10 protein-coding genes are annotated in these 15,214 nt (G+C 62.6%); 8 read left to right on the top strand and 2 right to left on the bottom strand.

Annotation, left to right across the window (positions count from 1 at the left end; translation table 11 throughout):
* Positions 1-381: 381 nt before the first annotated feature.
* Together LDL37_RS06605 and LDL37_RS06600 are read right to left on the bottom strand one after the other, a co-directional pair.
* Positions 382-2,760: a glycoside hydrolase family 127 protein gene (locus tag LDL37_RS06605; protein ID WP_290795824.1), complete on the bottom strand. Its 2,379-nt coding sequence runs from the start codon at positions 2,758-2,760 to the stop codon at positions 382-384.
* Positions 2,761-2,776: 16 nt separating this feature from the next.
* Positions 2,777-5,545, bottom strand: coding sequence for a DUF5695 domain-containing protein (locus LDL37_RS06600; protein WP_290795822.1), 2,769 nt, complete (start codon positions 5,543-5,545; stop codon positions 2,777-2,779).
* A gap of 664 nt (positions 5,546-6,209) precedes the next feature.
* Between LDL37_RS06600 and LDL37_RS06595 the strand changes: the two genes are divergently transcribed.
* The 8 genes from LDL37_RS06595 to LDL37_RS06560 all read left to right on the top strand — a co-directional run.
* Positions 6,210-8,006: a DUF1800 domain-containing protein gene (locus LDL37_RS06595; RefSeq protein ID WP_290795820.1), complete on the top strand. Its 1,797-nt coding sequence runs from the start codon at positions 6,210-6,212 to the stop codon at positions 8,004-8,006.
* Positions 8,007-8,019: 13 nt separating this feature from the next.
* Entirely contained in the window at positions 8,020-9,567 is a 1,548-nt protein-coding gene (locus tag LDL37_RS06590; protein WP_290795818.1) for a DUF1501 domain-containing protein, read from the top strand.
* A gap of 197 nt (positions 9,568-9,764) precedes the next feature.
* Complete coding sequence (locus LDL37_RS06585) at positions 9,765-10,319, top strand: lytic transglycosylase domain-containing protein (protein WP_290795815.1); 555 nt, start codon at positions 9,765-9,767, stop codon at positions 10,317-10,319.
* 10 nt (positions 10,320-10,329) lie between these two features.
* Positions 10,330-10,620 carry a TrbC/VirB2 family protein gene (locus LDL37_RS06580; RefSeq protein WP_290795813.1) on the top strand — a complete coding sequence of 97 codons (291 nt, stop codon included), beginning with the start codon at positions 10,330-10,332 and terminating at the stop codon, positions 10,618-10,620.
* A gap of 3 nt (positions 10,621-10,623) precedes the next feature.
* The gene (locus LDL37_RS06575; RefSeq protein ID WP_013478838.1) at positions 10,624-10,920 is read left to right on the top strand and encodes a type IV secretion system protein VirB3; all 297 of its coding nucleotides are present in this window, start codon (positions 10,624-10,626) and stop codon (positions 10,918-10,920) included.
* A 9-nt stretch (positions 10,921-10,929) separates the two neighbouring features.
* Positions 10,930-13,356 (top strand): VirB4 family type IV secretion/conjugal transfer ATPase, encoded by a 2,427-nt coding sequence (locus tag LDL37_RS06570; protein ID WP_290795810.1) that lies wholly within the window; start codon positions 10,930-10,932, stop codon positions 13,354-13,356.
* Positions 13,353-14,612 (top strand): type IV secretion system protein, encoded by a 1,260-nt coding sequence (locus LDL37_RS06565; protein WP_290795808.1) that lies wholly within the window; start codon positions 13,353-13,355, stop codon positions 14,610-14,612. Before LDL37_RS06570 ends, LDL37_RS06565 begins: the two co-directional genes overlap by 4 nt.
* Positions 14,609-15,214, top strand: a 606-nt coding sequence (locus LDL37_RS06560) for a TrbG/VirB9 family P-type conjugative transfer protein (RefSeq protein WP_290795806.1), incomplete at its 3' end; no start/stop codon positions are given. The genes LDL37_RS06565 and LDL37_RS06560, both read left to right, overlap by 4 nt.

The following is a 15,214-nucleotide window of genomic DNA, read 5'->3' as shown; positions in this document are numbered from 1 at the left end:
CGGTGCGGCCAATCTCGATAGCCGTGGTGGGGCGCGGCGCGGTTTCGAGCGCGGTCAGAATCTGATCCGCAAGGCGCATCAGGCGGTCATAGGCGGCGGTGTGGGCGGCGGGGATGTGGGGGGCGATCTGTGTCATGGGCTCAGCATGACAGAGGTTTCTTCGGCGGGGACAGATTGTGAGAAAATGCGCTTAAGCGGTTGAAATTGTGTCTGTCTCAGCGGGGATAGATTTTTTTGCCACAGATAGTCACGGATGGCGGGCTTTGCCCGCCGAACACGGATGATGCGTGCTCCGGACTTCTCAGGCGCACAATGAATATCCATGAGGCCGCGCCAGCGGCCATCCGTGTCTATCCGTGGTAAAAATCGTACAGGCAGTTCTCACGCCTTGGTAAACAGGCGCACGCCAAAGACCGGACCAGCGGTCTTCCCCTCCTGCGGATTGAACTTGACCGTGACCTTTTGTTTGCCACGCGTCAGTTCGTGCGGGATGGGGTAATCGACGTCGATCCACGCGCCCGGCTGACGGCCCGACAGGCGCTCATGCGCGATGACCGTGCCGTCGATCTCGATGGTGAAGCTGCGGTTGAATTCAGACCCCCAATAGGTCGCCTGAATCACCAGCGGGCCAGAATCGTTTTTGCCGTCCTTGGTCGTCTTCATCTCAAAGCTGAAGAAGCCCCCGGTGCGGGCGTCGCGGCCATTGCGGGCGCGATAGACCACCGGGTAGGAGTTGCCGCCGGTTTGCAGGTTGTGGTCGCGTTCGGGCTGCATTTCGCCCAGATGCATGACATCGACCGAACGGTTGGCGATGTCTTTCAGGCGGGCCTGTTCGGCGCGATAGGCGACCTGGGCCTGCGCCCATTCGGCGTCGCTGTAGCGGTTGAAATAGACCGCCGTGCGGCGTTCGTACTGCGCATAGAAAGGACGGAAAGTCATATCCCCCGGACGTCCTGAGCCTTTGGATACATATACCGCTTCGGCCGCCGAGACGGGTTGGAAGCTGCCGATCAGATCGGAGCCGACCAGTGCCGGGGCATCGCCTTCCCACGGCTGATCCGCTGGCCCCAGATCGGCGGCCAGCACCATCGGGCCGCGCAGCAGGGCCACGACCTTGTCATCGCCGGCTGCGGTCTCAAAACGCAGCTCCAGCGGCAGGTCGAGCGTCACCACGTCGCCCGCGCGCCATTTGCGGGTGATCAGGGCATAGCCGTCGCTCATCCTGGCCAGGGCCGGCTTGCCATTGACGCGCAGGCTTGAGGTTTTGGCCCAGCCGGGGATACGCACGGCCACGGTAAAGGTCTTCGTGCCCGAAAGCTGGTTTAGTTTCAGCGCCACCTGCCCCTCATAGGGGTATTTGGTCGTCAGTTCGAACGCCGCCTTTTGCGCCGCCCAGTTGACCTTTGACGGGATGAACAGGTTGACGAACAGCGTCTTGTCCTGCTGCCAGTAGATCGAGTCCCCGTGCTTGGAATGGGTTTCGATCCCCGACAGGACGCAGCACCAGAACGAATTTTCTGGATCGGAATACTCGCGTGCCGTCCCCGACATCAGCGGCATCATATAGGTGAACATGCCGGTTTTCGGGTTCTGATGCGCCAGCATGTGGTTGAGGTGCGCACGCTCATAATAGTCGAACCACGCCGCCTTGGGCGACCAGCTATACAGGTGCCGCGTCAGCTTCAGCATATTGTAGGTGTTGCAGCTTTCGCAGGTCTGCTCGGTGATATGGGCCGAAATGGTGTCGGGTTCGAAGAAGTATTCCCGGTCGGCATTGCCGCCAATCACGAAGCTGTGGTGGTTGACGACGCGCTCCCAGAAGAAGCTGGAGGCGGTCTGATACGGCGGCTTCTGCGTCAGTTCATAGAGGCGCGCCAGACCGATCAGCTTGGGCACCTGCGTATTGGCATGGTTGTTGGCCAGCTTGTCTTCACGGGCCGCCAGCGGGTCGAGCATCCGGTGGTGATAGAGTCGCTCCGACAGTTTCAGCCAGCGCGGGTTGTTCGTGCGGCTATAGAGTTCAGCGAAGCTCTCATTGATGCCGCCGTGTTCGCAATCGAGCACCTTCTGCGTCTGGGCGTCGTCCAGCGCCGCAAAGACCTTTTCGATATAGCCGCCCAGCTTTTCGGCCACCGGGATGCCGCGGTCGATGCCGCAATAGGCCTGCGCGTCCAGAAGCCCGGCAAACAGCTTATGCCAGTTATAGAAGGGCACCCAGCAGCCATTGAGATCGAAGCCCGCCGAGCGGATATCGCCCGCCATGATTTCGGGGAAGATTTCCTTGCCATCGACGATGGAGCCGTCCTTACGCTTGCGCATAAAGCCCGCTGCATAGCCATCGCCCTGCGCCGCCTGCACCTTTTCGAGTTCGGAAATAATGTAGTGGATGCGGGTCACACATTCGGCATCACCCGTTTGGGCGTGCATCAGCGACAGGGCCGACAGATAGTGCCCCAGCCCCTCACCCGCGATGGTGTCGGATTCCCAGCCGCCGTAAATCTCCCCCTTCACCGGCAGACCGGCGAACTTGTGATAATTGTGCAGGAAGCGGTCGGGCGAGAGGAACAGCAAATAGCGTCGGTTAGCCTCTATAGCGTCAAGGAAGGGCGACGGCAGCAGGCGCACCTGCGTCAGCGGAATGGGCGTAGCGACGATGGGGGCTGAGGCCACGGCCGGGCCGCCGATGGCGGTCAGAAGCGTCAGGGCCCCCGCTCCACACAGCAAGGCGCGGCGATCGGTTTGAAAGGTCGTGCGGATCATCTGGCGTTTCCCTGTGTCAGGCGCGGATCAGTTCGATAGTGACGGGTTCGGCTTTCAACGGCACCGCATAGGCGCCCAGAGCCTTATCGGCCTTGAGGCTATAGGGCCTGGCCCCCTTCACCGTGGTTTCAAAATTCACGTAGGCGACGGGCGTTTGAGCGTCGGCAGCCGCCAGGGTCAGGTGCACCTTACCGCTGACGCTGTCATAGGCGACCTCCGCGATCTTACCGGCATCCAGCGTGATCCACAGACCCGCCGGAGCGATAAAGACGCGGCGGCGGGCGCTATCCTTCGGGCTCAGACGGATCACGCCATCGGACGTTTTGACTATGCCGCCAAAGCCGGTCCAGCCGAACACCGGGTGTTTAACCAGATACGAGGCCGAGGTCACGGCGTGACCGAAGAAGCTCATGCCGTAGTCGCCATTGATGGCGTCCCACTTCATGGCGTCCGGGAAGGAGTGGAAGGCCGCCGAGGCAAAACCCTCTGCGTCGATATTGGTCAGCGAGCCCATCAGCCCGCCATAGGCGACGCGCAGCATGTAGAGGTCATCCGGCGTTTCGCGGTAGGCGTCGAACAGCGGCACGGCATTGAGCGACGAGCCGTAATGGTGCAACTGACGCTCAATCCGCGACAGCTTGCCGGCATAGAGGAAGTCCCAGAAGCGCCGTGCCGAGCCGTTATAGCCCCAGTGCGGGATGGCCGGATCATAGGCCATGATGACTTCGCGCGTGACATCGGCCTTATCCTGATGGCCGAAATAGCGCATCCACATATAGACTTCGGCCTGACCGGTGGAATCCCACGGCATTTCCGAGCCGAACGGATATTTCAGCGTCTTCCAGATTTCGACGCGGCCCTTCATCAACGCCTCGACCTCTGCGGCCAGTTCGGTCCAGCCTTCCCGCTTCAGATCGAGCAGAATGTAGAGGAAGACATCGCCTTCCATCTGCCCGAACTGTGTATAGTAAGGCGCCTTGCTCATCATGGCCTTGATGGTTTCCGCCGCCCGCGTCAGATAGGTCTGCCAGGTTTCGCCCGCCGTCATGCCCGTGTGGTAGCGGCCGAGGCGATACAGCGTCCACCACGCGGCCGCCGGGTGCGGATAATTGTAGGACCGCCCCAGATCGGCGGCGTGCTTGCGGTCCCAGGCTGACCACACCTTCCAGTTCAGAGACGCATCATAGGTGCCCTTGGGCATCCCTTCGGGGTCATAGAACATCAGCGACTTGCGCACGCCGTACTTATCGGGGCCGTCCGGCGTCTGGATTTGCCCCCACAGGGTGGTGTTGGCGAAGTGCTCGAACTTTTGCACCTCTTCCGCCTTCGGATTGTCGAGCTGTTTCATGATGGCCGCCAGCCACGCCCCGGCCCCGCCTTCATCCGACAGGCCCGACACCCAGACGCGATTGTCTTGAAGCACAAGCGCGTTCTTTTCGCGGTCGTAAATCATGATCGACGGCGAGCGTTTGAACGGATCATCGGGGGTTTCGTACCACTGCTTCGTGGTCAGGAAGTGCCCCATATCGGCCACGGCCTCGGCTTGCGGCTTGGTCACCTTGTAATGGACGGTCTGCTGCGTGCCGTCGGCATAGGTCAGGATCAGGCGCGCGCGGCCCAACGTCTTGCCCGCCACGCTGTATTTCAGCCAGCCGCCTTTGACGCTGCCCGCAGGCGTGACCTCCAGCGCGCCCTGCGGATGCACCGCGAAGGCCTTGACCGCCTTGGGGGCATGGACAAACAGGTCGGCGGGCAGGTCGGTCGGCACCACATAGCCGGGGATACCGACGGCGACCGGACGGCCCTGTTTGATCAGGGTCGGCTCGATCTCACGGATCGAGGGCGACAGTACGAATTTCAGCGCCACGCTGGTCGATTGCCCCGGCTTCAATATCAGAGACGTGGGCGTGTTCCACTGTTCGACACCCTTCCATTCGCTGTCGGCAAAGCCCTTGGCGTGCGTCATCCAGCTATAGAAGCCTTCGAACGTCATGTTGCGCGGCTCGATATCGCTGTAGATGGCCGGCTTTTTGTCGGCGTCGCGCGTGTTGAGGATCGGCTTGTACAGCTCGAACTTCGCCGTATCGCTGGCGGGCAAGACCAGCAGCGACGGCCCCTGCCCGTTCAGGCGGTTGACCTGAAGATAGCCGGCATTCAGGCCGACGTAAGGGTCGTAAAACGAGGCGACATCGTGGGCCTCATCCAGGTGACGCCCGCTGATGATATTGTCGAAGACCATGGCCATGCCCAGCCCGCCGACTTCAATCGTCTTTTGGGTGGGGTTCGTCAGGGTGAAGCTCAAAACCAGCTTCCCCTCAGACACGCTCCACGTCCGCACCACCTTCAGCGGCATATCGGCACCGAGGCTGGGGGTGATGTCCGCTGAGGCCAGCGCCCCCTTGGGCTTCGGCAGGGCCTTAACCTTGACGCGGCGATAGGCCGTCGAATGGTCGCTCCAAGTCTTGTCGCCTTCGGCGCGCACACGCAGGTCGATATCCCCCAGACGGTAGCACCCATCGCCCAGACGCTGGGTGAAACGGTGGCGCGGGGCGAAGTCAAAGCCGCCCCCTACCCCCTTGGGGGCCAGAGAGACGAGGGTCTGGGAGGTTTCCTGAAGCTCGATATGAAAATCCGGCGTTTCGTGAACGGTGGTTTGCGCCTCCGGGCTGTTCCAGGCCAGCCCTGCTGTATCCGCGGCCTGCGCCAGAGCGGGCGCGGCCAGTGCTGCGGCCATAGCCGTCAGACTGGTACGGCGGGTCAGGGTCGAAACGGCGGATGGCGTCATGGTTCACTCCGTCGGGTGAAAAAGAGTTTTATTCGCGAAAAATACTCAGGGTTATTCTTCGCGCTAAGGCAACCGGTTCGCCTGATCTTTGTCGGCGAACCTAAAAGAGGGCGTCCACCACCTCGCCAGGGACGGCAGATGGTGGACAACCCGGAGAGTGGCAGGCCCTGACAACCCGGAGGAAGTCAATAATGCCGTCAGGACCGAACGCCAGAGGGACAGAACTCTCATCACCGGAATTGCGAGGTGCCCGTCCGCGAAAAAATGTAACCCCGCTTGGCGGGCGGGGTCAAATATAAAATATACGATTGTTAAAAATAATTGTCGGAGTTATTGCGCTCGCTCACTGCGCGACTGACACGGAGCCGCGCCTACCGGCTTATTCCTTTGATCTGTAAGACCGCAAAACCGGTATAGAACGGCCAGTGGTCTGATTTTGACATTTGCTACCGCTTGCCGCACGCTCGATGGCAAATGTCAAATTCATTCCACTAGTGACAGCCCCTTCGATGGCGTGAGGCCCACGTCCGCAACCTTTGAGAGAGCGCCGTTATGTCACGAATTGTTAACGGCAAAATTATATGTCTTAATACCATTATGGGATGGTGTGATCGGCTTGGATGTCAGAAATCACGCCCGCCAGAACCTTGTGGGGCGTGATTTTATGAAGACGTTCAAGGTGTTCCGTCTGGCAACGCGCCAGCGCGTGTCACACTCTGCGGCGGATGGCAGCCGTTTAGGCTTCCGTCTCGACAAGGCCGCCCATGCCTGCGTGATAGCATCGTTTCTGATCCTGTCGGCCTGCGGTGGGGGCGGAGGCGGCGGGGGTGGCGGCAACGCCTCAGGCGGCGGCGGAACGACCCCGCCTCCGGTCGTGGCCAAGCCGACCAACACGGAGGCCAGCCGTTTTCTGGCTCAGGCGACGTTTGGCCCGACGGATGCCGAGATTGCCTCCGTCACCGCAACCAGCTATGGCGACTGGATAACCGCGCAGATGGCTCTGCCGCTGGGGCCGACGCACCTGTCGGAAATGGATGCGCGGCTGGTCGATCTGAAAACGACCAATGCCAATGCCAGCCTCTCCTCAACGCAGTTTTACGAGACCTTCTACAGACAGGCCGTCACATCGCCGGACCAGCTACGCCAGCGCGTGAAGTTCGCCCTGTCTGAAATCTTTGTCGCCTCCTACGTCAGCAATATCGATACGCGGACCCTGGCCTCCTACTACGACATGCTGGGCCGCAATGCCTTTGGCAATTTCCGCACCCTGCTCGAAGACGTCACCTACCATCCGGCCATGGGCCAGTACCTGACCTATCTGGCCAATCAGAAGGAAAACGCGGCCACCGGGCGCAATCCGGACGAAAACTATGCGCGCGAAGTGATGCAGCTTTTCACCATCGGTCTGGTGCAGTTGAATGCCGACGGCACGCCCAAGACCGACCTTCTCGGTAATACCACCCCCACCTACAGCACCGCCGATATTCAGGGGCTGGCCAAGGTGTTCACCGGCCTGTCGTGGTATCACCCGACCCCGACCAACTCGACCTTTGGCGGCGGCAGTCGCGTGGCTGAGGCTTACACCCAGCCGATGATTGCGTATAACAATTTCCATTCGACGTCGGCCAAGACGTTTCTGGGGACCACCATCCCGGCGTCTACGACCGCCGATACAAATGGCGAGGTCAAGGTGGCGCTCGATACCCTTTATAATCACCCCAATGTCGGCCCCTTCATCTCCAAACAACTGATCCAGCGTCTGGTCACCTCCAACCCCTCCCCGGCCTATGTCGGTCGCGTCGCCGCCGTGTTTAACAACAATGGCTCCGGTGTTCGCGGGGATATGGGGGCCGTGGTGCGCGCCATCCTGCTCGACAGCGAAGCGCGTACCCCCTCGACCGACGCCACCTATGGCAAGCTGCGCGAGCCGGTGATCCGCCTGACCCACTGGATGCGGTCGTTCGAGACGACCTCGACCAGCGGCAAGTGGCTGATGACCTCAACCGCGGCCCAGACCTCGCTCAATCAGGCGCCCATGACGTCGCCGTCGGTATTCAACTTCTTCCGTCCGGGCTATGTGCCACCCAACACCACGCTGGGCAGCAAGAACAAGGTCGCGCCGGAATTGCAGATCGCCGATGAAGTGACGACGGCGGCCTATATCAACCTGATGCAAACGACGATCAATTCCGGCATCGGCAGCAGCAGCGACATCAAGTCAGCCTATACCAAGGAACTGGCGCTGGCGACCGACCCGGCGGCCCTCGTGAACCGCATCGACCTGCTGCTGTACGGCGGCGGCATGTCCGCGACCCTGAAGACGCGCATCACCAATTCGGTCATTGGCGTCAATGTTCCGGCCAATGGGACACAAGCCCAGATCGACACCGCCAAACTCAACCGGGTCAAGCTCGCCATCTTCCTCGGCATGGCTTCCCCTGAATATGCCGCCCAGCGATAGGAACGGTGCACTCATGACCTCCCAGATCGATCGCCGCGCCTTCTTTCGCCTTGGGGCTGGCCTTGCCGGCCTGACCACAGCCACCTCCTTCGGCCTGCAACTGGCCGCCGTGGGCTCCGCCGCCGGGCAAAGCGCCCCGGACTATAAGGCGCTGGTCTGCGTCTTCCTGTTTGGCGGCAATGACGCCAACAATATGGTGCTGGCCACCGATAGCGACTCGTGGGGCCGCTATTTCGCCGCGCGCAATCAGGGCACCGATCCGATTGCTCTGATGCCTGTGGGCACAGCCCCAACACCTGTGGGCCAGGTCAATGCCGTCACGGGGCGGGCTTCGGCGCTCGGCAAACCTGAGCATTGGGGCGGCGTCCTGCCCATCGCGCCCAGGACCGCGCAGGCCATCCCGGCCGGCACCAATGCCACGTCGCGCACCTTTGGCCTGCACCCGCTGATGAGCCCGTGTAAAACCCTGTTCGATCAGGGGCGGCTGGCCGTGCTGGCCAATGTCGGCACGCTGATCCAACCGACCACCAAGGCGCAGTATCAGGCCCGCAGCGTGCCCCTGCCCGCCAACCTGTTTTCGCATAATGACCAGCAATCAACCTGGCAGGCCGGGGCCGCCGAAGGCGCGCGCACCGGCTGGGGCGGGCGCATGGGCGATATGCTGATGAATATGAATGGCCAGAACACCATCTTCACCGCCATTACGGCGGGGGGTACGGCGGTGTTCCTGTCCGGGCAGTCCGTGGTGCAGTACCCGCTTTCGACCAACGCGGCCCCGGCGGTGACGGTCAATGGCACCACGGCCACGACCCTGTTCGGGTCTTCCGCGGCACCGGGTGAACTGAAGACCATCATCAATGACACCGTCACAGCGTCGGACTTTGCCAATGATCTGGGGCGCATCAATGCCCGCTCGGTCGGGGCAGCCAGCGTCGTCAACGAAGTCTTCAGCCGCGCCGTCGTGACCGCCGTGCCTTCGCCGCCGACCTATACCAATCCGGCGACGGGAGCGACCGAAACCAACAGTCTGGCGCTGCAGATGCGCACCGTCGCCCGCATGATCGCCGCCGCCCCGGCCTTTGGCGTCAAGCGTCAGGTCTTCATGGTGTCGCTGGGCGGCTGGGACAGCCACGACAACCAGAACCGCGACCAGTCGAACAACCTCGCCAAGGTAGCGCAGGCGATGAGCTATCTCGATAGCACACTCGCCAATATCAACGGCGTCGATATGCGCGCCAATGTGACGACCTTTACGGCGTCCGATTTCTCGCGCACCTTCAACACCAATGGCGATGGCACCGACCACGCCTGGGCCGGTCCGCAACTGATTATGGGTGGCGCGGTCAAGGGCGGCGACATGTACGGGCAGTTCCCGACGGTGGGCATGGACGTATCCGGCTTCTCCAACCCCAACATGGTGGGGGCCTCCTTTATCCCCACCACCTCGGTTGATCAGTATGCGGCGACGCTGGGGCGCTGGTTCGGCGTGTCGGACACCGACCTCAACACCATCTTCCCCAATCTGCGCAATTTCTCACAGCCCAATCTCGGCTTCCTGTAAATTCACGACCGCGCGGTGTATGCTGACTTTGACGGCGAATCGCAAAAATTCTCCGTGCAAGGATCATTGACGGACAGGCGTAACAAATCTGACAAACTTAACTGTTAGAGCCGCTTGACCAGAGGACGCCAGCGCCGGATCGGTGCCGGTGTGACGCGATACAGGGCGCGGTACAGAGTGTGAGCAAGGAGCGGCCCGTGCGGGCAGTTTTGACAGCAGCGGGAACGATGGGGGGGGCGCTCTGTGCCGCTCTGCCCGTGGCTGCGCAGGTGTTTGAGGTCGCCGACAATGGCGACTACCACACCCTGTGCGCCTCCGTACCGCCGGTAACCGTTCACGCGACATCCCTGCCCTATCAGGAGGTCATCGAGGCCGCCGCCGAACGCTATAATCTCAGCGCCGACTTTCTGATCGCCGTTATTCGTCAGGAGTCAGGTTTTAACCCCAAGGCCGTGTCGCCGCGTGGGGCCATCGGCCTGATGCAACTGATGCCCGCCACCGCCGCCGAACTGGGCGTCGATCCCTTTGATCCGCAGGGCAATGTGTTCGGCGGTGCCGCCTATCTGCGCCGTCAGCTGGACCGCTTTGACGGCCGCATTGATCTGGCGCTGGCGGCCTATAATGCCGGGGCTGGCGCGGTCAACCGTCACGGCGGTGTGCCGCCCTATGCCGAAACCCAGGCCTATGTCGCCCGAAGCCTTGACCGGCTCAGCGTAAAGACCGATCCTCAACCGACCGAGACCTGCTCGTAAGGATAGACCCATGAACGTCCGTAAATTCCTGCCCGCCCTCCTGCCCCTGCTGGCCGCGTCTCCGGCCTTTGCGCAGGACCCCGCCGGTTCCGGCCCGATCGTCAATGCGCTCGGCTGGATTCAGGGCACGCTGCTCGGCAATGTCGCCACCGCCGTGGCCGTGATCGCCGTGGCCGCCGTCGGCTTCATGATGCTGTCGGGCCGCATGAACTGGCGCTTCGGGGCCACCGTCATCCTCGGCATCTTCATCCTGTTCGGCGCGGCCACCATCGTGGCGGGCATCCGCACGGCCGTGGGCTGAGGCATGAGCGAAGAGACCGTCGCTCTGGTCAAGGCGCCCATCTTCCGGGCGCTTACCCAACCGCAAATGTTTGCGGGTGTGACCTACTCGTACTTCATCCTCAACTTCATGATCACCACCGAGGCCTTTCTGGTCACGCGGTCGTTCTGGGCTCTGGGGATTGCGCTTCTGGTTCACGCGGTCGGCTATCTGGCCTGCCTGCGTGAACCGCGCCTGTTCGACCTGTGGTTCACCAAGGTGAGCCGCACCCCGCGCATCCGGAATTACAAGTTCTGGCGCTGCAACTCCTATCTACCGTAAGGTTTTCGCATGAGTAACGGCCTGTTCGGGCAAGTCATGAGTCTGGGCGCCAGGGAGCAGCGGATCGGTGATCGCCTGCCCTACGCCCATCTCTATAATGACCACACGGTTACCCTGCGCGACGGGTCGCTGATGCAGGCCCTCTATATCGACGGCTTTGGTTTTGAAACGGCCGATACGACCGACCTCAACAGCCTGCACGCCCTGCGGGAAAGCGCCCTGCGCGCCATCGGGGATTCGCGGCTGGTGCTGCACCACCATATCGTGCGCCGCAAGGTCTCGGTGACCAGCAGCGGTCAGTACGACGACCCCATTGCCGGTTACATCAATGCGCGCTGGCAGGACCGCCTGCAATCGCGCGAACTGTTCGTCAACGACCTGTTTATCACCATTCTGCGCCGCCCCGCGCGTGGTAAGGCCGGTCTGTCGGAAAGCCTTGGCAAGCTGTTTGGCGCGCAATCCGGAGCCGATCGCGACGGTCTGGGGGCGGAACTGCGCGACCTTGATGCGGCGCGCGACGCTCTGATGGCGGCGCTGGGGCGTTATGGCCCGCGGCTTCTGACCTCCTATGAGACGCGCGGCGGCCGCTGTTCGGAGCCGCTGGAACTGCTGTCGGCCCTGATGCACGGGGAAATGCGCCCGGTGCTCAAGCCCGATCCGCTGGCGCGCGACGATGTGGGGCAATACCTGCCCTATCAGCGCCTCAGCTTTGGCGTCGATGCCTTTGAAATGAAAAGCGCGGGCGGCGATAAATCGTTCGGCGCGCTCATTTCGGTGAAGGAATATCCGCCGCAGGCTGCGCCGGGGATGCTCGATGCCCTGCTGCACCTGCCCTATGAAATGACCGTGTCGCAGAGCTTTCAGTTCGTGGATCGTCAAATCGGACTGGAGCGCGTCAATCTGGCCCTGCGCCGTCTGCGCGCCGCCGATGATGACGGCATTACGCTACGCGCTGGCCTGATGGCGGCCAAGGATGAACTGGCGTCCGGGCAGACGGCTCTGGGCGAACATCACCTGAGCGTGTGCGTGCGCGCACCGGGGCTCAGCGCACTCGATCAGGCGGCGGCGCAGGTCACCTCGGCGCTGGCCGATACGGGGGCGATGGCGGTCCGCGAAGACATCAATCTCGAACCGGCCTTCTGGGCGCAGTTTCCGGGCAATGAGGCCTTTATCGCGCGTAAGGCGCTGATTTCGGTCTCGGCCTTCGCCGGTCTGGCCAGCCTGCACGGCTTTGCCTTGGGTCAGGCCACCGGCAACCACTGGGGTGAGGCGATTACGGTCTTTGAAACGACGGCCGCCACGCCCTACTTCTTCAACTTCCACGCCTCGGACCTCGGTAACTTCACCCTGATCGGTCCGTCGGGATCGGGCAAGACCGTGGTGCTCAACTTCCTCGCCGCGCAAGCCCAGAAGGCGCGTCCGCGCACCATCATCTTCGACAAGGATCGCGGTTCGGAAATCTTCATTCGCGCCATCGGCGGCCATTACGCCACCCTGCGCGCCGGGGAACCGAGCGGCTTCAATCCGCTGCAACTGCCCGACAGCGCCATCAATCGCGGCTTCCTGCGCGATCTGTTGTCGCGACTGATCGCCGGCGAAGGCCCGGCCCTGCCGCCGGAGGACGAGGCCATCATCGCCTCGGCCATCGACGCCATGTACGCGCAGGCCCCGGCCTATCGCCGCCTGCGCTATTTTCAGGAGCTTCTCGGTGGCTTCCGTCGCCCCAGCCAGACCGATCTGGCGGCGCGTCTGGCGCCGTGGGTCGGGTCGGGCGAATGGGCGTGGCTGTTCGATAACGAGGCGGATCAGCTCGACCTGTCGGCGCGCGTTCTGGGCTTCGACATGACGCAGTTCCTCGACGCACCGATCTTGCGCGGGCCGATCATGATGTACCTCTTCCACCGCATCGAGGAGCGTCTGGACGGCACCCCGGCCATGATCCTGATCGACGAGGGCTGGAAGGCGCTGGACGATGAGGTATTTGCCGCGCGCATCCGCGACTGGATGAAGACGCTCAGAAAGCGTAACGCCATACTCGGTTTCGGCACGCAAAGCGCCGGTGACGCCCTCGACAGCCGCATCTCTTCGGCGATCATCGAGCAGGCGGCGACGCAGATCTTCATGCCCAATCCGCGTGCCCGTTTCGAAGACTATGGCGAAGGCTTCGGCCTCAGCGCGCACGAGGTCGGTCTGGTGCGCGCCCTGCCGCCGCATTCGCGCGCCTTCCTGCTCAAGCATGGCAACCATTCGGTCGTGGCGCGCCTTGACCTGTCGGGGACGCCGGAAATCCTCACCCTGCTGTCGGGACGGGAATCGACGGTGCGCAAGCTGGACGAACTGCGCGAAACGCATGGCGACGCGCCGTCGGCGTGGTTCGAAGCCCTGACCGGCACGCCGTGGCCCGGCTTTGGCCAAACGGAGCGTGTATCCGCATGATGCCGCCGCCACCCGCCACCTGCCCCGGTATGCCGCTCAGCGGCGATACGGGTATTTCAGGCGCGCTGATGAGCGTGGACTGTCAGATCGGGCGCGTGGTCGAAGACAGCTTCGGGCGTTTGTTCGGTACTGGCGGCTATCTGGGCACGGCCCTGACCATCTGCCTGACCCTCTATATCGCTTTTCTGGCCTTCGGACTGATCACCGGGCGCACGCGCCTGACCCTGACCACCATGACGCCGAAGGTGCTGGCCATTGGTCTGGTCCTGACTTTCGTTACGGCGTGGCCCGCCTATCAGACCGTGGTCTATAACCTGCTGACGCGCGGCCCGGACGAGATCGCCGCTGCGCTAACCGGTTCCAATGAGGGGGCCAGCGCCGCCTTTGCCAAGCGGCTCGACGTGCTGTTCGTGCACTTTGCCGATGCCGCGACCGCCTTTGAACAGACGTCGCAGGCCGCCCCTGCGGCGACCGCGGCCCCCAGTGTACAAAACCCGCAGCCCATCGCGCCACCCATCCGTAATGGTAAGTCGTCGGCCTCGGATATGTTGTGGAGTTCGGGCCTGATCCTGCTGCTGTCGACTGTCGGTGTGCTGGTCCTGTCGCGCCTCATCCTGACGCTTTTGCTGGCCCTGGGGCCGCTGTTCGTCGTCTTTGCCCTGTTTACCCAGACGCGCGGCCTGTTTGAAGGTTGGTTACGGACGTCAATCGGCTTTGCCTTTATCCCCATGCTGGTGACGCTCGGTGGCTCGGCGGCTCTGGCGCTCCTGACGCCCGCCATTCTGGCCATATCCGGCGACCCCATGCAAACGGTGCGCGACATTCAGCCGATCGTCATTTTGTTCATGGGTTCCGTGATTTATGCGGCTTTCCTTATCATGCTGATGGTGGTGGCCTTTAATATCGTCAAAAACTGGAACCCGCTGCGCGGGCGCGGCGACAGCGCCGCCGACGTGCAGGCCGCCGCCGTGACCTCGGCCGCTGTGATCGCCGCTGCCGGAGGCTCCACGCTTATCACGCAGAACAGTCAGTCTGCTGCCGCCGGGGGCCGCAGCTCCAGCCGCGACACGCGGGTGCAGACCGTAACCACCACCCTCTCTGCGACGCCCCAGGCGGGGCAACTGTCCGGCGGCGTGACGCGCCGTCAGGGCCTAGGCCAAAGGTTCCGCGCCGCGCCCGGCTCTGCCGCCCCCGCCTCTTCGTCCGCCAAAACCGCCCCGACCCCGACGCCCCTTTCAAAGGCCCCCGGTTCATGAAGTTCGCCTCTACCCTTTCCCTGCTGATCGCCGTGCCTTTGCTCGCCGTCGCGCCCGCTCAGGCGCAGGACAGCCGCATACGCACCATCACCTATGTCGATGGCGAGGTCATCCGCCTCGATACCTGCGTCAGCTTTCAGACCATGATCACCTTCGCCGACAACGAAAAGATCGAGAATGTCGCCGTGGGTGATGCCGCCCAGTGGCAGGCCACACCCAACAAGCGCGGCAATCTGATGTTCGTGAAGCCGTTTCAGCGCGGGGCCTTCACCAATCTGTCGGTCGTCACCAACCGCCGCACCTATGCCTTCGAACTGCGCACCAAGGACGCCGCCGCCTGCAAACGCGGGGAGGTGATCTACGATCTGCGCTTCACCTACCCCAAGGATGAAGAAGAGGCCCGCGAAGCCGCGGAGAAAGCCGCCGCCGCACCGGCGACCCCGGCCAAGCCCGTCTCCACCCTGCCGGAAAAGCGCAATACCAGCTACACCTATGCCGGAGACCCGTCTCTGGTGCCGATGCGCCTGTTCGATGACGGGCAATCGACCTATCTGATGTGGGGCGAAGGCGTGCCGTTTCCGGCCATCTATGCGGTGCTGGAC

Source organism: Asticcacaulis sp. (assembly GCF_020217185.1).
GTDB lineage: Bacteria > Pseudomonadota > Alphaproteobacteria > Caulobacterales > Caulobacteraceae > Asticcacaulis.
Note: the sequence above shows the minus strand (reverse complement) of the source record. Positions and strands in the feature narration are given on the sequence as shown.

Coding starts and splice junctions, on each gene's coding strand:
- LDL37_RS06580 (WP_290795813.1), top strand. CDS start 10,330: ATGAACGTCCGTAAATTCCTGCCCGCCCTCCTGCCCCTGCTGGCCGCG.
- LDL37_RS06605 (WP_290795824.1), bottom strand. CDS start 2,760: ATGATCCGCACGACCTTTCAAACCGATCGCCGCGCCTTGCTGTGTGGA.
- LDL37_RS06600 (WP_290795822.1), bottom strand. CDS start 5,545: ATGACGCCATCCGCCGTTTCGACCCTGACCCGCCGTACCAGTCTGACG.
- LDL37_RS06575 (WP_013478838.1), top strand. CDS start 10,624: ATGAGCGAAGAGACCGTCGCTCTGGTCAAGGCGCCCATCTTCCGGGCG.
- LDL37_RS06570 (WP_290795810.1), top strand. CDS start 10,930: ATGAGTAACGGCCTGTTCGGGCAAGTCATGAGTCTGGGCGCCAGGGAG.
- LDL37_RS06565 (WP_290795808.1), top strand. CDS start 13,353: ATGATGCCGCCGCCACCCGCCACCTGCCCCGGTATGCCGCTCAGCGGC.
- LDL37_RS06590 (WP_290795818.1), top strand. CDS start 8,020: ATGACCTCCCAGATCGATCGCCGCGCCTTCTTTCGCCTTGGGGCTGGC.
- LDL37_RS06595 (WP_290795820.1), top strand. CDS start 6,210: ATGAAGACGTTCAAGGTGTTCCGTCTGGCAACGCGCCAGCGCGTGTCA.